Below are 20,880 nucleotides of genomic sequence, written 5' to 3'. Positions count from 1 at the left end.
GAGTTCGGGATATGTTGCAGTTCATACTCCGACGTTTGGGGTTAGTTATCCCAACGTTTATCGGCATTACTTTGCTGACCTTTGCTTTTGTTCATATGATCCCGGGCGACCCGGTGACCATCATGGCCGGGGAACGCGGTATCTCCACCGAGCGCCATGCTCAAATCATGGCGGAAATGGGGCTGGATAAGCCTCTTTATCAACAATACTTCCATTATGTGAATGGCGTATTACATGGCGACCTCGGCATTTCGCTGAAAAGCCGAATTGCTGTCTGGGAAGAGTTTGTTCCCCGCTTTAAAGCGACACTGGAACTGGGGATCTGCGCGATGCTGTTTGCTATCGCGGTGGGTATCCCCGTCGGAGTGTTGGCAGCCGTCAAACGCGGTTCAATATTCGACCACACTGCCGTGGGGATCTCCCTCACCGGCTACTCGATGCCTATCTTCTGGTGGGGCATCATGCTTATCATGCTGGTTTCGGTGCAATGGAACCTGACCCCGGTCTCGGGGCGTGTCAGTGATACGGTATTCCTCGATGATAGCCTGCCGTTGACCGGCTTTATGCTGATTGACACCTTTGTTTGGGGTGAGCCAGGCGACTTTAAAGACGCCGTTATGCATATGATTTTGCCCGCGATTGTATTAGGCACCATTCCTCTCGCCGTTATCGTGCGTATGACCCGTTCATCCATGCTGGAAGTGTTGGGCGAAGATTATATCCGTACCGCGCGCGCCAAAGGCCTGAGCCGGATGCGCGTGATTGTAGTCCATGCCTTGCGCAATGCCTTATTGCCGGTGGTTACCGTGATTGGCTTGCAGGTCGGCACCATGCTGGCGGGGGCGATTTTGACGGAAACCATCTTCTCCTGGCCGGGATTAGGGCGCTGGTTGATGGATGCTTTGCAACGCCGAGATTACCCGGTGGTACAGGGTGGGGTGTTGCTGGTCGCGATCATGATTATTTTAGTTAACTTGCTGGTAGATGTGCTCTATGGCGTAGTTAACCCGCGTATTCGTCACAAGAAATAAGGGGCGCAGAATGTCTCAACTTACTGAGTCTACAGTAAAAAGTGCGCCGAAACCGATGACTCCTTTGCAGGAGTTTTGGCACTATTTCAAGCGCAATAAAGGGGCTGTAATCGGCCTGTTTTACATCATTATTATGCTAATAATTGCCGCAGGTGCTACCTGGCTTGCCCCACACGGGCCTGCAGAGCAATTTCGTGATGCACTGCTAAAACCCCCGGTCTGGGAAGCGGGCGGTAGTTGGAAATTCATTCTCGGTACCGATGATGTGGGCCGCGATGTCTTGTCCCGCCTGATGTACGGTGCTCGCCTCTCGCTGTTGGTGGGTTGTCTGGTGGTGGTTCTGTCGCTGGTGATGGGCGTAGTTTTCGGTTTACTGGCCGGTTATTTCGGTGGGATTGTCGATGCCATCATCATGCGTGTGGTCGATATCATGCTGGCACTGCCAAGCCTATTGCTGGCACTGGTGTTGGTGGCGGTATTCGGCCCTTCCATTGTGAATGCCTCGTTGGCGCTCACCTTTGTCGCTTTGCCGCACTACGTGCGATTGACGCGAGCCGCCGTGCTGGTTGAGGTCAATCGCGACTACGTCACGGCCTCAAGAGTGGCCGGTGCGGGTGCGATGCGCCAAATGTTTATCAATATTTTGCCAAACTGCCTTGCACCGTTGATCGTGCAGGCTTCTCTCGGCTTCTCTAACGCCATTCTGGACATGGCCGCTCTTGGCTTCCTCGGCATGGGTGCACAACCGCCAACACCAGAGTGGGGCACCATGCTCTCTGATGTGTTGCAGTTCGCTCAAAGCGCCTGGTGGGTCGTGACCTTCCCCGGTGTGGCGATTCTGCTGACGGTTCTGGCGTTTAACCTGATGGGGGACGGCCTGCGTGATGCTCTCGACCCCAAACTCAAGCAGTAACAGAGGTAGAGAGAGATGGCACTTTTAAATGTAGATAAATTGTCGGTGCACTTCGGTGACGAAGGCGCGCCGTTCAAAGCGGTAGACCGCATCAGTTACAGCATTGAGCAAGGTCAGGTGGTCGGAATTGTCGGTGAATCTGGCTCTGGTAAATCAGTCAGTTCATTGGCAATCATGGGGCTGATTGATTATCCCGGAAAAGTGATGGCCGATAAGCTGGAGTTTAATGGCCGCGACCTGACCAAGATTTCTGAAAAAGAGCGGCGTCAATTAGTGGGTGCGGAAGTGGCGATGATCTTCCAAGACCCGATGACCAGTCTTAACCCATGCTACACCGTCGGTTTCCAGATAATGGAAGCGCTGAAGGTGCATCAGGGTGGCAATCGTAAAACGCGTCACCAGCGGGCTGTGGATTTGCTGACATTGGTGGGTATTCCTGATCCGGCGTCGCGTTTGGATGTGTATCCGCACCAGCTTTCCGGTGGGATGAGCCAGCGCGTGATGATTGCTATGGCCATTGCGTGTAAGCCAAAACTACTGATCGCTGATGAACCAACAACCGCGCTGGATGTGACTATTCAGGCGCAAATTATTGAATTATTGCTGGAACTACAGCAGCGCGAAAATATGGCGTTGTTGCTGATTACCCATGACCTGGCATTGGTTGCTGAGGCGGCTCATCATATTATTGTGATGTATGCCGGTCAGGTGGTTGAAACTGGTAAGTCATCGGAAATTTTCCGTGCGCCACGCCATCCATACACTCAGGCGTTGTTGCGTGCGTTACCGGAATTTGCGCAGGATAAAGCGCGGTTGGCATCATTACCAGGGGTGGTTCCGGGTAAATATGACCGTCCAGAAGGCTGCCTGCTTAACCCGCGCTGCCCGTATGCCAATGATCGCTGCCGCCGTGAAGAACCTGAACTGTTGGGGCCCGCGGGGCGTCAGGTTAAATGCCATACGCCGCTCGATGATGCGGGGAGGCCGACCCTATGAGTCAACCTACTGAAATGAAAAATGAATCACAGGCAACCGAGCCACTGTTGCAAGCCATTGATTTAAAAAAATACTATCCGGTCAAAAAAGGGTTCTTTGCACCTGAGCGCCTGGTTAAAGCGCTGGATGGAGTTTCATTCACCTTAGAGCGGGGCAAAACATTGGCGGTAGTTGGCGAATCGGGTTGCGGTAAATCCACTCTCGGCCGCTTACTGACCATGATAGAAATCCCAACTGGTGGTGAACTTTACTATCAAGGTCAGGATCTGCTCAAGCCAGATGAAAGTGCTGAGAAGCTGCGGCGGCAGAAAATCCAGATTGTGTTCCAGAACCCGTATGGTTCCCTGAACCCGCGTAAGAAAGTGGGGCAAATTCTGGAAGAACCGCTGCAAATCAATACTAAACTGAGCAGCAAAGAGCGCCGCGAAAAAACATTGGCGATGATGGCAAAAGTCGGGCTGAAAACCGAGCATTATGACCGCTATCCACATATGTTCTCCGGTGGTCAGCGCCAGCGTATCGCCATTGCGCGCGGGTTGATGTTGAACCCGGATGTGGTGATTGCCGATGAACCGGTCTCAGCACTGGATGTGTCAGTACGGGCGCAGGTATTGAACCTGATGATGGATTTACAGCAAGAACTGGGTTTGTCGTATGTCTTTATCTCCCATGACTTGTCAGTGGTTGAACATATTGCCGATGAAGTGATGGTGATGTATCTGGGGCGTTGTGTTGAAAAAGGCAGTAAAGAGGCCATTTTCAATAACCCGCGTCACCCTTATACGCAAGCCTTGTTATCTGCCACGCCACGGCTGAATCCGGATATGCGCCGCGAGCGTATCAAATTGACCGGTGAATTGCCGAGCCCAATGAGCCCACCGCCAGGTTGTGCGTTTAATGCGCGTTGCCGCCGGGCATTTGGTACTTGTACTCAGTTACAGCCGCAACTGAAGAAATATGGCGACCAAATGGTAGCTTGTTTTGCTATTGATCAGGATGAAGCAGAAAAAGCCAGTTAACGCTGAAATAAAGCCATATAGCCTCTATTAGAAACGCCGGATATCCGGCGTTTTTTATTTAACATAAATAGGGCGATTGCTTGTAGCTCATAAATATGAGTCAGTAAATTATTTATGTATGAATGATGTGAAAATGAAATAACACCATAAGTGGTATTTATAATGGGAGTCAAAGTGTGGGTTTAAAATGATACGGGTCACACTTCTCCTCAATAAATACTCAATATTATTTGCACTATAACGAAAATATTCTACCCATTAATTAATTTCCCTTTATTAGTATCAGGATATTGCGCCCAAGATGACCTATTTGAGTATTAATAAAAAAAGAGTGCATTAAATGCACTCTTTTGATAACAAATGAAAACGGGTAATATCATCCGCATTATTGGGGATAAGGTACCCAATCACCGCCATTTAGCCGAATATAGGGTTTGCCCTGATATTGCATCACAATAGCATTATCATTTTCTGATATTACTGCGGTCTCTGGTAAACCTTGCGTCAGAGTCTGCCAATCTACACTTGAGGTGGTAAACACTTTGCCATCCACCATGCGTGACACCAATTCAGAAATCGCCAGATAGCTGCTTGGTGCGCTGACAACCACCGGGCTGGCGGGTTGTGGCGCTTTCATACCGATTAATTTAATCCCCACTGGGATATGGGTGATGCTAGGGCTTGGGATATCGCGCAGACCAGACATCTGCATTTTATCGCCAACCAAGGCGGCTCCGTGCTCTGGTACGACGACCACCATGACTTTCCGACCGGACTTCTCCAACTCTTCGAGGAAGGTGTTCAACTGGTCAAACAGGGTTTGGGCACGCGTACGATAATCCGCCGTTTTATTGGTACCGACGAAACGATTACCATCATGTAACGGGATGATATTCATGAACGTTGCACTCCGGGCATCGCCGCCTTTCTTTTGCTGCTCGAGCCAACGATTCAGCAGTTCCAAATCGTTGTAAATCGGCTCGCCATCAAAGGACGCCAACTGGTTACTTATCCCATTTTGCGACATCATCGGCGCATGCATATTGCCATCATCTTGGATGTTTTGCAGATAATTACCAAAGACACCAGAGTGATCCATCATCAACTGGGAGGTAAACCCAAGTTTAGCTAAGTTATCAAATAGATAGCACTGTTGGTCTTGGGGCTGATACAGGTCTTTGTGTGATGACTGGCCACAGCTGGCGCGTAACAGACGGATAGACGCCGGGCCACTGTAGGCAGTGGCTGAGTTGAAGTTTTTGAACAGAATATCAAACTTGCTCCACAGCGGGTGTTTATCCAGTTGAATGGCCTCAATATCTGACCATGACAGCGAGCAGATATTAATAACTAATAAATCAAATGGTTGCGCGTCACCTGGCAGTGAGGCCGGGAATGTTGTGCGGCGAGTTTTTTCCTGCTCATAAAAGGCATTCAAATGAGCGGTCAGATTTGCGTCGGTTGGCGGCCCACCCGCTTCAACAGGGTTGTTCCCCGCAGCTGAGGGTTGAGCTGTGCTCGCGGGCACGGCTGTCGTTGCCGTCTCCACGGTGGGGGCCAGAGAAAATGCTGGCCCGGCAATACCGGCGATATTCAACCAAATCATGGCGGCAACGACAAAAACGGTGACGCGAATCCATTGTGAAATAAACAGGTAGCCTACCAGAATGACGAAAGCTGTTCCTATCATGGCCCAGTTAATAAAACGGCTAAGCAATTCAATAACATAACTGAAACTAAAGCCCGTAACCTGCGAGCCTTGGCTCATGATGCTGTTGATGCCAGGCAGCCAGGTATCGTGATAAAGCAGACCGATACCAATAGGTATGGCTAGCCAATGACGCCAGCGGTGGACACGATAAGCTGGGATCGGGAACAGCAGAAAGGCAAGAAACACCAGGTTTGCCAGCGGGTGGAAGTTCAGGTAACCAAACCACAGTAGGGCAAATTTGAGCAGAAAGTAGTAGTTCCATGCGCCCAGGCCGCGCCAATAGCGCCATGGGCTCTGCGATTCTTGCTGTTTATTTTTTGCGTTCATGGTTATTTCTTAGTCTGTGAAGATGAGCCATCACGCAACCAGATCCCTTCTGATTTTAAATAGCGCGCGGATAAGAATAAATGCTGCTTTTTCTCCCACCACCGCGGAAACCAGCGGCGGGCTACATAGCCCAGCGGGAAAAAAATGATGGCCCCCAGCAATAGAATTTGCCAAATATCATTGAGATTCATTGGGGGTCTCCTGACGGTTGCCGGTAGCCAGTGTCAATGGCACGGGTGTGCGCCGAGCGTGTGCAGCTTGCTCTGGCACATCAACTTTTTGTTGATAAGTCTTTCTATCACCCGCGGCCTGCCATGCCTCGGGAGTATTTATCATGCGGTTAATCTCAGCGATGATTTCTTGATCCTGATACCACACAAGGCGGTTACTGAATGCTTCGGCTACCGGTAAACGGAAAATATGACTTAGCGCTGTGTCTAAATCATTGATACGACAGGTAGAAAGGAATAATAACAACCGGTTATCAGATACCGTTACCACATCACCATAGCGGCGCAAATGGCACAGTGTCAGTGCCTGACGCGCCTGTAGCCCCGGCACTGCCCGCAGCGCTACCAGTACACCTTTGCCGTTTTCCGGTAACAAGGTGTTGTTCATTAACTGCAACACAGATTGGCAGAACTCCGCGGGGGGCAGATAGCCTTTAAGCTGAAGAGGGCGCAATGCTTCCAGTAATGCATTGATGTCTTCCGGCACATGGCGTGAGAAGCGCTGCTCCTGAATCCCTTCCAGCATCGTCAGAAAACGTGATAATGGTGCAACATGGGGCACAATCAGATTGGCCCCGCAGGCCAGTAACAAGCGCTCATCACTGTAGCGCAAGCTGGCGTGCATTTCGCGGACCACAATTTTTACAGTATTCCCGCGTTGACGGCGTATGTTGTGGATTTGATGCGCCATTTCATCAATTTGCTCACTCTGATTCAGCGCAAAAATGAGTGTTGCGGCGTGCGCCGTCATTGCCCGTTGAGCCAGAGAGGTATTGGATTCCAGTAATTGCCAGTGGGTAGAAAGGGGCGGTGCGCCTTCCAGAATGCTGGTTTCGGCTAAATACAGATGCTCATCATTGCGTGATTGAGGTAGGGCTTGCTGGACTTCATCTGCCATGCTCCAGCCTTGTTCATCGGCTTCGAGCAACACTAATTGGTTGGCGGTCACCCCTTTTGCCGTATTCCACCAGGCAACCACATATTGCGCGTTATCCTGCTGCCATTGCAGGCTAGCTAAGCCTTGTAAGTAGCGGTGCTGACTGACCAACTGATTTTTGACTTTATTAATGCCAGTGCTATGACAAATCACCAGTAATGTGCAGTTCTGGGCCTCCAGCCATTGCTGAATATGCTGAAGCCACTGTTGCATCTCTTCGCTGGTAAAGGTTTGCCACAGATTCGCGGGCGCAAACAGAATGAAGAGTCGCTGTTGTGGGCGCAGCGAGCGCATTAAATCTTGGGTTAAATATTTTAAGGCGTTTTTTTGAGCAGGTAAGGTAAATAGCGGTAATTTCTTGGGGCCAGAATGGGCAATCTGACTCAGGAGACTTTCCGGTTTTTGCCCTGAACAAATCAATGCCGCGCGGGTATTTTCAGATTGGCTACGAATAAGTTGCTGGCAAAATAAATTGGCATCAACTTGACGTTCAATATTGACCCAATAGAACCCGGGAGCCTGCATTACGGCTAATTCATCCCAGATTTTTCGAACACCTAATGAGAAAGATCGTGACATAGATTCTTTATCTGCTTTCGTTAAAGTGCTATTGGGCCAATGACTGGATAAATTCAAAGAACAATTGTAACATTGCAATAAGTATTAACCAATGTCCTTGCCTTGATATTAATCTAAGACTCACCTTATAGGGAGAAAGTATACTCCTGTCATTGTTATACTTAATTACCATAGCCTATTTTCTAAAGGCGGATAAATGAAGACTATAATAAATCGCTTTCATGAGAAAACGTCACTTGAAGCTCAGGATGATCTACTAGCATTAAGTCAGGCTTTCTCATTACCCACGTTAAGTTATATCGATATTGTCCGTCAGGAGCGATTAACTCAAATGATGGCTCGCTGGCCATTATTAGCCGAATTGGCGCAATCCGCAGGGAGTGAATAGTCTATGCCGGTCTTGGCGTTACAAGGAGTGAGAGGGGGCATTGGTACCACATCGGTCACTGCGGCTCTGGCATGGGCGTTACAGCAACTGAATGAGTCGGTTTTGGTGATCGATTTTTCACCGGATAATTTACTGCGATTGCACTTCAACATGAATTTTGAGCAATCCCGTGGTTGGGCTAGAGCTGAAGTGGATGGCGAAGGCTGGCAGCAAGGGGCGATGCGCTATACCGAGAAGCTGGATTTCTTACCGTTCGGCCAATTAACTCAAACTGAAAATGAACAACTTAGCCTATCTTTGCAGCAACATCCTCGCCAATGGCAGGAGAACCTGTCCCGCCTGCTGGTCAATGCGAGCTATCGCTGGATTCTGTTGGATATCCCCGCCGGTGATAGCGTATTCACCCGTCAAGCATTGGCACTGGCTGATCAAATACTGATTCTGATTCATGCGGATGCCAGTTGCCATATCCGCCTGCATCAGCAAAATTTACCTGCCGGGTGCCATTTTCTGCTTAATCAGTTCTCTGCCAGCAGCGGTTTACAACAGGATTTGCATCAGCTCTGGTTGCAAAGTCTGGATAGCTTATTACCCATATTTATTCATCGCGATGAAGCAATGGCCGAAGCATTTGCAGCCAAGCAGCCATTGGGTGAATACAGCGCGCAAAGCCTGGCGGCAGAAGAGATGATAACATTGGCAAACTGGTGCTTAATTAATATCGCGGAAAGTGGTCTATGAATCGCCTGATGCGGATGTTATTCCTGACCCCGGTTTATCAAGGGATGCGCCGCCGCTATCATCTCTATATGCAGCAAGGCTGCACTGTGCTCACGGCTTTTCTCACCACAATGGCGCTCCCGTTGTGCTGGATTTTCCTGCGTCTCGAATCCCCCAGTTGGCAGAGTGTGATACAACACCGCACTTACTGGTTCCCACAAATTTCACCGAATCGCCCACGTTTGGGTGATGGTTTACGTTATCTGCTGCAAGGGTTGTGGCTGTTATTAATTCGCCCGCAATCTGATCATGATAAAAAACGCCAACCTGCGGCGGCTGGCAAGGGCTGGGTGAAAAACAAACGACAGGGGTATATCAGTTGGTTGGGGAATGTTCCACAGCGCTTTGAAATGCAGCGAATAGAGAAATCAGTCGCCAGCCGATTAAGCCAGCTTTCGAAGCGTACTCGCCGTATCCTGTTTATTATTTTGGGTATTTTCACTGGTATTTTAGCCCTGCTGTGTATCTCACAGCCATTTGGCATGATGGCGCAATTCGTGTTTGTATTGTTGCTGTGGGCCATTGCTATGGTGGTGCGGCGAGTGCCGGGGCGCTTGCCGACCCTGATGCTGATTGTGCTGTCGTTAACGGTTTCCTGCCGCTACTTATGGTGGCGTTACACCGAAACCCTTAACTGGGATGACCCCGTCAGTCTGGTGTGCGGTTTATTATTATTGTTAGCCGAAACTTATGCTTGGGTGGTATTGGTGTTGGGCTATTTCCAGACTATTTGGCCACTAAATCGCCAACCGGTGCCGATGCCGGAAGATATCAATAGCTGGCCAACCATTGATTTGATGGTACCGACTTATAACGAAGACCTCGGCGTGGTGAAACCGACCATTTATGCCGCGCTGGGTATTGATTGGCCGAAAGATAAAATCAATATCTATATTCTGGATGATGGTAACCGGCCCGCATTTAAAGCATTCGCCGCAGAAGTGGGGGTGCACTACATTGCTCGCCCTACTCATGAGCACGCCAAAGCCGGTAATATCAATAATGCGCTGAAGCAGGCCACCGGTGAGTTTGTCGCTATCTTTGACTGCGACCACGTGCCCACCCGCTCTTTCCTGCAACTGACTGTCGGCTGGTTCTTTAAAGATAAAAAGCTCGGCATGATTCAGACGCCGCATCACTTTTTCTCGCCCGACCCCTTTGAGCGCAATCTGGGGCGTTTTCGTCAAACCCCCAATGAAGGCACGTTATTCTACGGCTTGGTACAAGACGGTAATGATATGTGGGATGCGACTTTCTTCTGTGGCTCCTGCGCGGTATTGCGCCGCAGTGCGCTAGATGAGGTCGGAGGGATCGCGGTGGAGACCGTCACCGAAGATGCCCATACCTCATTGCGTCTACACCGCAAAGGTTATACATCGGCTTATATTCGTATTCCGCAGGCGGCCGGGTTAGCAACCGAAAGTTTGTCAGCACATATTGGGCAGCGCATCCGCTGGGCGCGTGGCATGGTGCAAATCTTCCGGCTGGATAACCCGCTGCTGGGCAAAGGGTTAAAATTTGTCCAGCGCTTGTGTTATGCCAACGCCATGTTGCACTTCTTATCCGGCATTCCGCGCTTGATCTTCCTGACCGCCCCGCTGGCATTCCTGCTGCTGCATGCTTACATCATTTTTGCGCCAGCTCTGGCCATTGCACTTTATGTGCTGCCACATATGATTCACGCCAGCCTAACCAACTCCCGCCTACAGGGTAAATATCGCCACTCATTCTGGAGTGAAATCTATGAAACGGTGTTGGCCTGGTATATTGCTCGCCCGACCACCGTGGCGCTGCTCAACCCCCACAAAGGGACGTTTAATGTCACGGCGAAAGGTGGGTTGGTCGAAGAGCAGCATGTGGATTGGGTGATAACCCGCCCTTATATGGCGCTGGTCCTGCTGAATCTGGCCGGTTTGATTGCGGGTTTGTGGCGCTTAGGTTATGGCCCGACGACAGAAATCATGACTGTGGTCATTAGCCTGGTGTGGGTTATTTATAATATGACGATTTTAGGCGGGGCTGTAGCGGTGGCGGTTGAAGCCAAACAAGTCCGCCAATCCCACCGCGTCGAGATTGCCATGCCCGCCGCCGTGGCGCGTGCTGATGGCCACTTATTCTCCTGTACCCTGCGCGACTATTCCGATGGTGGGGTGGGAATTGAAATGCGCGAAGCCGGGTTACTGAAAGATGGTGAAGCGGTGCATCTGCTGCTTAAACGCGGCGCGCAGGAATATACCTTCCCGTGTGAAGTCACCCGTGCCTTTGGGACCAAAGTCGGGATGCGGATGCATCAACTCAGTGTGTCCCAACATATTGATTTTATACAGTGTACTTTTGCTCGTGCTGACACGTGGGCGCTGTGGCAGGACGGCTTCCCAGAAGATAAACCGATTGAAAGCCTGCGCGATGTTTTGGCGCTGGGCTTTAGAGGCTATGTTCGTATGGCCAGCTATGCTCCACCAGTGATTCGAAATGTATTGATAGGATTTACCTCCCTGATTGCCTGGATTGCATCGTTTGTACCCCATGGCGTGGATAAAAATCAGGCTCCGAGTAGCCAGGGCCAGACAGTGGCTCAACATTGATGATGATATGATGACGAGAAAAATAACCTGGTTTACCGCACTGGCTTTGGGTTTGGCACCATTCACCCATGCCGAAACACCAGCAGTTCCGTCGCTTCAATCGGCGGCCTCGGCGACTGCTGCTGCAACAGTGGATTTAGCACCTGCCGCCCCAGCGGCATTGCCCAATGTGCCTGTTCGCGATGTGGCTTACACTTTTGCCAAAATTGCCCCGCCACCGGGGACATTCGCCTTGCGCGGTACTAATCCAGAAGGGGTGATTGAATTCGGCGTGCGCAGTGATGAAGTTGTCACTAATGCTATGTTAAACCTCGAATTTACACCATCACCTTCCCTTATCCCGGTGGAATCACAGGTCAAAGTTTTTCTGAATGATGAACTGATGGGTGTCACGGCAATCACTAAGGACCAATTGGGTAAACCAACGCGGTTCCAGCTGCCGATTAATCCTCTTTATATCAGTGATTTCAACCGGCTGCGGTTAGTGTTTGTGGGTCACTATCAAAACATTTGTGAGAATCCGGCCAGCAATACACTGTGGCTGGATATCAGCAAATCCAGCTCGTTGGATTTGCGCTATCAATCACTGTCCGTCAAAAATGATTTGTCTCATTTCCCTGAACCTTTCTTTGATGCACGGGATAATCGTCCGCTCAGCTTACCGGTGGTTTTTGCCGCCGCACCGGATGTGGCGCAGCAACGCGCGGCTTCTATTTTGGCATCGTGGTTTGGTGACAAAGCGCAATGGCGTGGGCAGAACTTCCCGGTTTTGTATAATCAGCTGCCGGCTCAGCATGCCGTGGTCTTTGCGACCAACACCCAGCGCCCTGATTTTTTGAAAGATTACCCGCCGGTCAAAGCACCGACGGTGGAAATTATCAGTCATCCGGATAACCCGTATGTGAAGCTGCTACTGATTTTGGGGCGCGATGATAATGACTTGATCACGGCGGCACAGGGGATAGCACAAGGTAATGTCCTGTTCCGTGGCCAAAATGTGACGGTAGATAAAGTCGAGCAATTGGCACCGCGCCAGCCTTATGATGCGCCAAATTGGGTGCGTACCGACCGGCCAATGACCTTTGCTGAATTACAGCAATATCCGGATCAACTACAAACCACCGGTTTGTTGCCGCCGCCGATTTCATTATCGCTGAACCTGCCACCGGATTTGTTCTTGATCCGCAGTGCGGGCATTGATATGCGTTTGAAATATCGTTACACCTCAACGCGTCTGATGGATGGCTCCCGCTTAAGTATCAGCCTGAATAATCAATTTGTGCAGGACTACCCGCTGTCGCCGAATACGCCGGAAGACAGTAAGATCCTGCGTCTGCCATTACTGCAAGGCTTACAAGACTCTGCCAAGCGGTTGACCATTCCGGCATTGAAACTGGGGGCCACCAACCAGTTACGCTTTGATTTTGACTACAGTACCTTGCTGGCAAGCGGCGCGGAAGGGCGCTGTGAAACCTACTCTACCGCGCCAAACCACGCGGTGATTGATGGTAATTCCACTATCGATTTCTCCGGTTACCGCCACTTTATGGAAATGCCAGATTTGCGGGCATTTGCTAATGCCGGCTTCCCATTCAGTCGCATGGCGGATCTCTCCGAAACCTTGGTCTTGGTGCCGCCGAAACCTGCGCCATCACAGCTGACTACCTTGTTGAATACTATAGGGAATATCGGGGCGCAAGTCGGTTATCCAGCGGTGGGTATCAACATCACCGATGACTGGTCACAGGCGAAAGACAAAGATGTCGATGTGCTGATTATCGGAACCATTCCGCCAGAATTACGTGATGACCAGAAGATTAACCTGCTGGTGGATCAAACCCAGAGCTGGGTAAAAATGCCCAATCGCCAAACGGGCTTGCCGGATATGATGGCCCCCGCTTCAGATAGGGTGGCGGATAGCAAAGCAACCGTCAGTTCTGAAGGGGCGATGTCGGCGATTATCGGCGTGCAGTCACCTAACTTCCCGCAGCGCAGTATTGTGGCGTTATTGGCTGACAGTCCGCATGGCTACGGTTTACTGAATAATGCGTTGCTCGACAGCGGCAAACGTGAGGCGGTGTTTGGCTCGGTTGCGGTTATCCGTGAGTCGGGTGTTAACAGCCTGCGTGTTGGCGACACCTATGATGTCGGCCATTTGCCATGGTGGGAGCGCATCTGGCACAGCTTATCTACCCATCCGGTTCTGTTGGCGGGTGTCGCGGTATTAGTCGTGGTGATTGCTGCAATGATGGCCTGGCGCTTGTTACGCCTGATTAGTCGTCGCCGGTTATCACCTGATGAGAGAGATTAATTCTGATGGTCGTGATGTTTAAACGGCTGGTCTGTATCCTGCTGCTGCTGACCAGTTTTGGTACCGCAGCCGCTTGTGATTGGCCAGCATGGCAGCAGTTCAAACAACACTATATCAGTGAGGCGGGGCGAGTTATTGACCCCAGTAACCCGCGGCAAATAACCACGTCGGAGGGGCAAAGTTACGGACTGTTTTTTGCGCTGGTGGCTGACGATCGCGAAACATTCGATCGATTACTCACCTGGACTGAAAATAATTTGTCGGCGGGAGATTTAACGGCCCGTCTGCCCGCATGGTTATGGGGGCAACGCAATGAGCATAGCTGGGATATTCTCGACCCAAACTCGGCCTCTGATGCCGATTTATGGATTGCTTACAGCTTATTAGAGGCTGGCCGATTGTGGGAGACCCGCCGTTACCAGACCATGGGAACGTTGCTGTTGCAACGCATCGCCAAAGAAGAAGTGGCGGATATTCCAGGCCTGGGGGAAATGTTATTACCGGGCAAAATTGGCTTTAATAATGAAGACCGTTGGCGACTCAATCCAAGCTATCTGCCACCACAATTGCTGGCGCGTTTTGCCTCCTTTGCCGGGCCGTGGAAAACCATGGAGAAAACCAATCAACGGCTATGGTTGGAAACCGCACCGCATGGTTTCAGCCCTGACTGGGTGGTGTGGCAAAAAGATAAAGGCTGGCAGCCGGATGAAACGCACCCAAATCTGGGCAGTTATGATGCAGTTCGTGCTTACTTATGGGCCGGAATGTTATCCAATAACAGCCCGCAAAAGGCAGCACTCATCAAGCGCTTCCAACCGATGGCGGAAGTCACTCAGCAGCAAGGTTTGCCACCGGAAAAGGTCGATACTCTGACCGGCAAAACAACAGGCGATGGGCCGGTTGGTTTTTCGGCGGCATTATTGCCGTTTTTAGCCAGCAGTCCCGCACCGTTTAATCAGCAGGCGTTTAGCCAACAACAAAAACGGGTACAAGATTCACCTCCGGGAGCCGATGCTTACTACAGTGCGGTGCTGACACTGTATGGTCAGGGATGGGCACAACATCGTTATAGCTTTAATCGTCAGGGTGAGCTTCAGCCCTCATGGAACAGTCAATGCGCAACATTAAAATAAACTGGCTGCTAAGCCTGGCGTTATTGCCTCAAGCCTTTATTGGGATAGCACGGGGGGCCGAATCGGTCTCGCCAACCCAGTTTTTACTCGAACAGGTACGATTGGGAGAAGCGACCAATAAAGATGAGTTGGTTAAGCAGTCACTGTATCGCCTAAACACGATGGAACCGAATAATCCGGATGTTATTGCGGCAGGAATACGTCAGGCGCTTCGGCAAGGGAATCTGGAGCAAGCGCAAAAACAGCTCGATAAATTGCAACAATTGGCACCTGATTCTGACGTGTATCGTCGCGCTAAACTGATGTTGGCCATGACAAAGCCTGAGGTGCGCCAACAGTTGCAGGAGGCGCGTCTGCTGGCAACGGCAGGGCGGGTCGCTGAAGCTAAAGTTAAATACGATCAGTTGCTGCAAGGGAATCCACCCACACTGGATCTGGCGGTTGAGTATTGGCGGATGGTGGCGCGGTTGCCGGGTCAGGAAGCGCTGGCTACCCAAAAATTGGCTGCGCTGGACCAACAATATCCCGGGAATGTTGCCCTGAGAATAGCACTGGCGCGCATGTATTTCAGCCAACAAAAGGCCGAACTTGGCTACGCGATGTTGGAGAAAGTGGCTGCGGACCCGACGGGAACGTCAGATGCCGCCGATTTGTGGATGGACACCATCAAAACGATGACGGTAAGTCCGCAAAGTGTCGCTGCATTGGCTCATTTCCTTGATGTGTTTTCAACTGGCCCTCAAGCTGATATTGCTCGCAAAGAGTTGGCTAATCAGCAAGCGATGTTGGCCGACCCAACCTACCAGGCGCGGTTAAGCGGGCTGGCAAAAGTAGACAGTGGTGGGGGAACCGCCGCGATACCGGCATTGAAACAAGCATTGGCGGCCAGCCCCAATGACCCAGAAATTCTGGGCGCGCTGGGGCTGGCCTATGCCCGTGCTGGAGATCGTACCCAGGCTTTGCGGTTGTTTGAACAGGCACAAAAATCAGATAAAGACGGCCTAAAGAGCGATAAATGGGCCAGTTTGATCAAGACCAACCGTTACTGGCTGCTGAATGATGAAGGTGATAAAGCGTTGAAAGCCGGTAATACCACACTGGCGCAGCAGAAATATCAGCAGGCGCGTCAAATAGATGGCAACGACAGCTATGCATTGATTGGTTTGGGTGATGTGGCAGTGGCCCGTCATGATGATAAAAGCGCCGAGCAGCATTATCAGCAGGCATTGCGTCTGGATCCAACCAACAGCAGCGCGGTGCGTGGCCTGGCAAATATCTATCAACGTGAATCACCGCAAAAAGCACTCAATTACCTGAATAACTTGCCGCGCAGCCAACAGGCCAAAATGCGTGACACACTCAATGGCCTGCAATTGGATATGCTGAAACAGCAGGCTGAAACGTTGGCAGCACAGCAACAGTGGCATCAAGCGGCAGAGAAATACCGGCAGGCGCAAAAGATGGCGCCGGATGATGTCTGGATAACTTACCGGTTGGCACAAGCATTGGCACAAGACGGCCATTCGGCGCAAGCGGATGCAGAGTTCCACCAATTGGCTAGCCGTAAACCGGGTGACCCAGAGCAGGTGTATGCTTATGCGCTTTTCCTTTCCAGCACTGAGCGAGATAGCCAGGCATTGGCGCACCTCGCCACGCTGCCAACGGCACTCTGGAATGATAATATTCGTGAATTAGATCAGCGCTTGAAATTGGATCAAGTGCTGACATTGGCTCGCCAACTGCGGGCCAGTGGTGATGAAACGGGTGCGATAACGGCATTACATCAGCAACCTGCGAATACACAAATTGACCTGACACTGGCCGATTGGGCGCTGGAACGCGGCGATTACAGTGAAGCGCTAGCGGGCTATCAACGTATCCGGGCGCGTGAACCACAAAACCCTGATGCACGGTTGGGTGAAATTGAGGCCTATATTGCTGAAGGCCGACTCAGCGATGCGCGTCAGCACCTTCAAATTGAGCCTTTGACGGGCGAAGGGGCCACTTTAAACACCCAACGGCGGGTCGCCAACGCCTGGAGTGGCGTGGGTGAGCCGCAAAAAGCGGCAGATATTTTCCAGCGGCTGAAACCCGCTGCCGCTAAAGGTGCCCCGTCGCAGGATAACGCACTGGTGTTCCGTGACTCGGCTCGGCTGGCGCAATCACAAGGGCAACCGGCTGCCGCGCAAGATGATTTCAAGCAGGCGATGGTGGCCAGCAGCATTGCGCCGCAACTTCCGGCAGACAATGACAATTATACCTTGCTCACACGTAATCAGGCCACGGATGATTGGCTTAAACGCGGCATCCGTGCTGATGCTGCGGATCTGTATCGCCAGCAGGATACCCGCGTCACATTGGATCAGGATTATTGGGGATCTAGTGGTACAGGAGGGGTCTCTGATCTGAGCGCGTTTAATACCATGGCTCAAGTCGACACACCGCTTGCAGATGGCCGCGCTTTTTTCCGTAGTGACATCATTGAGATGAATGCCAGCACATTTGCGAATACAAAGGGTGTATATAACGAGAAGTTCGGTACTTGTTATAAGGCCGGATGCGAGGGTGATATTCGCCAGCGCGCGAGTGGCACCAGTATCGCAATGGGGTGGCAAAATGAGCATTGGGCCACGGATATTGGTACTACCCCGATGGGATTTGAGGTGGTCGATGTGGTCGGCGGCTTGGCATACAGCAACAGCTGGAACCATATTGGCTGGACGGCAACGGCGTCACGGCGGCCGCTATCCAGCTCGTTACTGGCCTTTGCCGGAACGCGTGATCCCAATACCAATGTTACTTGGGGCGGCGTTCGTGCCAGCGGCGTCAGCTTGGGGGCCAGTTATGACCGGGGTGAGGCTAATGGGGTCTGGAGTGATTTAAGTTATCATTATCTGACCGGGCAAAATGTGGCCGACAACCAGCGACTGCGCTTTATGACCGGCTATTATTATAAGCTAATCAATGAAGATAACCGCCGTTTGACTGTCGGGTTGAATGGCATGTGGTGGCATTACCAAAAAGATCTCAGTGGCTACACTCTAGGTCAGGGCGGGTATTACAGCCCGCAAAAATATCTGTCACTGGCTATTCCGGTAAACTATCGGCAGCGGACAGATAACTGGTCTTGGGAGTTGGGTGGGTCAGTATCGGTTTCACATTCCGCCACCAATGATCGCGCACGTTACCCTTTGCAAAGTCTATTGAACAACAGTATTAAGAGTATCTCAGATCGGAATGATCTTGATTATGGTGACAGCAGTAATGGTGTGGGCTACACCTTACGAGCGTTGATTGAACGCCGTCTGAGTTCGCATTGGACACTGGGGGCCGGAGTCGATATCCAGCAAGCCAAAGATTATACCCCAAGTCATGCGCTGATTTACCTGCGCTACTCCATGGCGGGGTGGCAAGGTGATTTGGACATGCCGCCTCAGCCGTTAGTGCCTTACGCAGACTTTAAGTAACCGCAGTGGCGTTTATTTGCATAAAAAAGCAACTTCATCGTGTTTAATAGCACTTTGAAGTTGCGATCTTGATAGGAAAAGACCGAAACCCACGGTATTCTTCCCAACCGGTTTAGTTTCGCAAGATAAAATCTCAGGGCGATCGAGTATACTCGGACAGCATCGATGAGTCGCCGCATCACTGTGGCAACCATTTTATTTTATTCAGTCGGAATGGGTGGGAGTGAGTTTGCGGGTAAGGCGTTCATTAACGATTAAGCAAATGGCGGCAGTAGCAGTTGTTGCGCTGGTCACCATTTGTATCTTTATCGTCATTCAGTTGTTCCACTTTGTGCAGCAGCGCAAAGATGACTACGCCAGGCAGTTGGAGAGTATCGCCTATTCTGTCCGCCAGCCGCTGTCTGAAGCAATCTTGAGTGTTGATATTCCACAAGCCAAAAAAATCCTCAATAACTTACTGCCCATTGGCATTCTTAGCCGTGCCGATGTGATTCTGCCGAATCAAATTCAAGTGTTGCACGCAAGTTTCCCTACTGAGCGGCCAGTCCCTCGCTGGGCCAAGCGTATTTTTTCTCTGCCCGTTCAGATAACGGTACCGCTGTATTCACTGGAGCGAGTCTCTGCTAATCCGCAACCATTGGCACATTTGGTGTTACGTGTGGACTCGTATCGCATGTATCAGTTTATCCTGAGCACTTTATCGGCAATGCTCTCGACTTATTTACTGCTGGCATTGGTACTCTCGGTCTCCATCGCTTGGTGTATTAATCGCTTGATTATTCATCCATTGCGGGCGATGGCAAAAGAACTGGAAAAGATTGGCCAGCAAGGCGTACTGAATCACCAACTGAGTTTACCGGCCCATCATCAGGATGATGAACTGGGTATGTTGGTTCACAATTACAATCGTAACCAACTACTGCTAGCTGAGGCCTATACGGATATGAGCCGAACCCAAAGCACTGACAGGCCCTCGTTGCATAAAACGCAAAAGCAACTGGCGCAGGAAAATGATATTTTGCAGGCAATTGAACGCCGTGATTTCGTCCTGTTTTTACAGCCGCAGTGGGATATGGAAGAGCAACGGATTATCGGTGCCGAAGCATTGCTACGCTGGCGTCAGGCGGATGGCAGTTATCGTTTACCTTCTGAGTTTGTCCCTGATGCGGAAGAGAGTGGTGCCATGATGCCGCTTGGCCGTTGGGTGCTAGAGGAGGCATGCTGCATCCTGGCTGACTGGAAGACACAAGGCATTAGCTTGTCATTGGCCGTCAATATTTCCGGCTTGCAAATACAATGCAATAGTATCATTACGCATCTAAAAACCGTTATCAGCCGCTATAACATTGACCCTGGCCAATTGGTGTTGGAAATCACAGAGACCGCCCGGATTCAGAACCTCGACGACGCATTCATATTGCTGCGTGAGTTACAGGGGCTGGGTTTATCGATAGCTTTAGATGACTTCGGTACCGGCTATTCAAGCCTGCAATATCTCAACCACCTGAAAAGCTTGCCAGTGGATATCATTAAATTGGATAAAAGCTTTGTGAAGCATTTGCCAGAAGATGATGCGATGGCGCGAATTATTAGTACTATTTCAGACGTACTGAAACTTCGTGTGATGGCTGAAGGTGTCGAGACAGATGAACAGCGGCAATGGTTACTCAAACACGGTATTCGATGTGGTCAGGGCTTTTTATTTTCGGAGCCGTTATCACGCGAGGAGTTTGAAGCTCGCTTTACCCTGCGCCCTTGACGCCACCGCCGTGTTAGCTTCCCTCAATTGCCCGAATCACTGACTGCCCGTTGACCTTAAAATAAAGAGACTCATCGGGACGCATTCACTCGCTGCCTTGCTGTAACGCCAATGGCTTTGGGTTATGTCTTAGGTGCTTGATGCCGCAGTCGTGTTAGCTTCCCTCAATTGCCCGAATCACTAAGCTTTAGCTAAATATCAGTGTTTTCGTCTAAATAATAAATACCAAAACATTATCCTTTCTTATATTAAATAAAAATAAATTCACATCAAAAAAACCTGTATTTCCCTACTTTGAGGTGAATCTGTACAAATTCAAACCCTGAGAAATGGCATAAAATAGAGTTATTATATAAAAGTCATTAAAACCACGAATAATACCGTTAAGAAAATATTCGGTCGACATCTATTTTCTTATTTAAGTGACGCTTACAATATTATCACCCACCTCGTCAAGACTATTTGATTCGAAAGAAATCCCTTTCAAAATAGCCTCAAGCCCAGACCGTACCTACGATACAACAAAAAAATTACTGCACCACTGCATTAGTTAAAACTATTTACTTTGAACCTTGTCACATAAATGAATATTGGTTCTATTAATTTCTAACTATTAGCCATGGATCTCGGAACTTTATATCAAAATAAATAGAATGGCGTTTCATAAGTGAGATGTATATTTATCATAATAATTAATGTTATTTATTAAAATAA

The 20,880-nt window shown here is 50.3% G+C and carries 14 protein-coding genes; 11 read left to right on the top strand and 3 right to left on the bottom strand.

Features of this window, described 5'->3' with window-relative positions:
* Positions 1-11: 11 nt before the first annotated feature.
* The 4 genes from dppB to dppF are packed head-to-tail and all read left to right on the top strand — an operon-like array spanning position 12 to position 3,959.
* Positions 12-1,031 (top strand): dipeptide ABC transporter permease DppB, encoded by a 1,020-nt coding sequence (dppB, locus tag ACNSO8_RS14080; RefSeq protein ID WP_005174906.1) that lies wholly within the window; start codon positions 12-14, stop codon positions 1,029-1,031.
* Positions 1,032-1,041: 10 nt separating this feature from the next.
* Complete coding sequence (gene dppC / locus ACNSO8_RS14075) at positions 1,042-1,944, top strand: dipeptide ABC transporter permease DppC (RefSeq protein ID WP_019081649.1); 903 nt, start codon at positions 1,042-1,044, stop codon at positions 1,942-1,944.
* 15 nt (positions 1,945-1,959) lie between these two features.
* Entirely contained in the window at positions 1,960-2,940 is a 981-nt protein-coding gene (gene dppD / locus ACNSO8_RS14070) for a dipeptide ABC transporter ATP-binding protein (RefSeq protein WP_005174903.1), read from the top strand.
* A 14-nt stretch (positions 2,941-2,954) separates the two neighbouring features.
* Positions 2,955-3,959: a dipeptide ABC transporter ATP-binding subunit DppF gene (gene dppF, locus ACNSO8_RS14065; RefSeq protein WP_418394996.1), complete on the top strand. Its 1,005-nt coding sequence runs from the start codon at positions 2,955-2,957 to the stop codon at positions 3,957-3,959.
* A 385-nt stretch (positions 3,960-4,344) separates the two neighbouring features.
* On the opposite strand, the gene bcsG is transcribed toward dppF, so the two are convergent.
* From bcsG to bcsE, 3 genes are read right to left on the bottom strand one after another with little or no spacing between them, the layout of a single operon-like run.
* Entirely contained in the window at positions 4,345-5,997 is a 1,653-nt protein-coding gene (gene bcsG, locus ACNSO8_RS14060) for a cellulose biosynthesis protein BcsG (protein WP_418394995.1), read from the bottom strand.
* Between the two features lie 2 nt (positions 5,998-5,999).
* Positions 6,000-6,188, bottom strand: coding sequence for a cellulose biosynthesis protein BcsF (gene bcsF, locus ACNSO8_RS14055; RefSeq protein WP_418394994.1), 189 nt, complete (start codon positions 6,186-6,188; stop codon positions 6,000-6,002).
* On the bottom strand, positions 6,175-7,743 hold the full coding sequence (gene bcsE / locus ACNSO8_RS14050) for a cellulose biosynthesis protein BcsE (RefSeq protein WP_418394993.1): 1,569 nt from the start codon (positions 7,741-7,743) through the stop codon (positions 6,175-6,177). Before bcsE ends, bcsF begins: the two co-directional genes overlap by 14 nt.
* Positions 7,744-7,939: 196 nt before the next feature.
* On the opposite strand from bcsE, the gene bcsR reads away from it, so the two are divergent.
* From bcsR to ACNSO8_RS14015, 7 genes are all read left to right on the top strand, one after another.
* On the top strand, positions 7,940-8,131 hold the full coding sequence (gene bcsR / locus ACNSO8_RS14045) for a cellulose biosynthesis protein BcsR (protein WP_005174893.1): 192 nt from the start codon (positions 7,940-7,942) through the stop codon (positions 8,129-8,131).
* A 3-nt stretch (positions 8,132-8,134) separates the two neighbouring features.
* Positions 8,135-8,872, top strand: a complete 738-nt coding sequence (bcsQ, locus tag ACNSO8_RS14040) for a cellulose biosynthesis protein BcsQ (RefSeq protein WP_418394992.1) — start codon at positions 8,135-8,137, stop codon at positions 8,870-8,872.
* On the top strand, positions 8,869-11,496 hold the full coding sequence (bcsA, locus tag ACNSO8_RS14035; protein ID WP_418394991.1) for a UDP-forming cellulose synthase catalytic subunit: 2,628 nt from the start codon (positions 8,869-8,871) through the stop codon (positions 11,494-11,496). The genes bcsQ and bcsA overlap by 4 nt, the downstream gene beginning before the upstream one ends.
* A gap of 10 nt (positions 11,497-11,506) precedes the next feature.
* The gene (bcsB, locus tag ACNSO8_RS14030; RefSeq protein ID WP_418394990.1) at positions 11,507-13,807 is read left to right on the top strand and encodes a cellulose biosynthesis cyclic di-GMP-binding regulatory protein BcsB; all 2,301 of its coding nucleotides are present in this window, start codon (positions 11,507-11,509) and stop codon (positions 13,805-13,807) included.
* A gap of 5 nt (positions 13,808-13,812) precedes the next feature.
* Positions 13,813-14,940 (top strand): cellulose synthase complex periplasmic endoglucanase BcsZ, encoded by a 1,128-nt coding sequence (gene bcsZ / locus ACNSO8_RS14025; protein WP_418394989.1) that lies wholly within the window; start codon positions 13,813-13,815, stop codon positions 14,938-14,940.
* Complete coding sequence (bcsC, locus tag ACNSO8_RS14020) at positions 14,922-18,407, top strand: cellulose synthase complex outer membrane protein BcsC (protein ID WP_418394988.1); 3,486 nt, start codon at positions 14,922-14,924, stop codon at positions 18,405-18,407. The genes bcsZ and bcsC overlap by 19 nt, the downstream gene beginning before the upstream one ends.
* Before the next feature lie 229 nt (positions 18,408-18,636).
* Positions 18,637-20,166 carry an EAL domain-containing protein gene (locus ACNSO8_RS14015; RefSeq protein WP_418394987.1) on the top strand — a complete coding sequence of 510 codons (1,530 nt, stop codon included), beginning with the start codon at positions 18,637-18,639 and terminating at the stop codon, positions 20,164-20,166.
* The last annotated feature ends 714 nt before the right edge of the window (positions 20,167-20,880 follow it).

The sequence above is a fragment of the Yersinia sp. LJYL362 genome (genome assembly GCF_048323875.1).
Note: the sequence above shows the minus strand (reverse complement) of the source record. Positions and strands in the feature narration are given on the sequence as shown.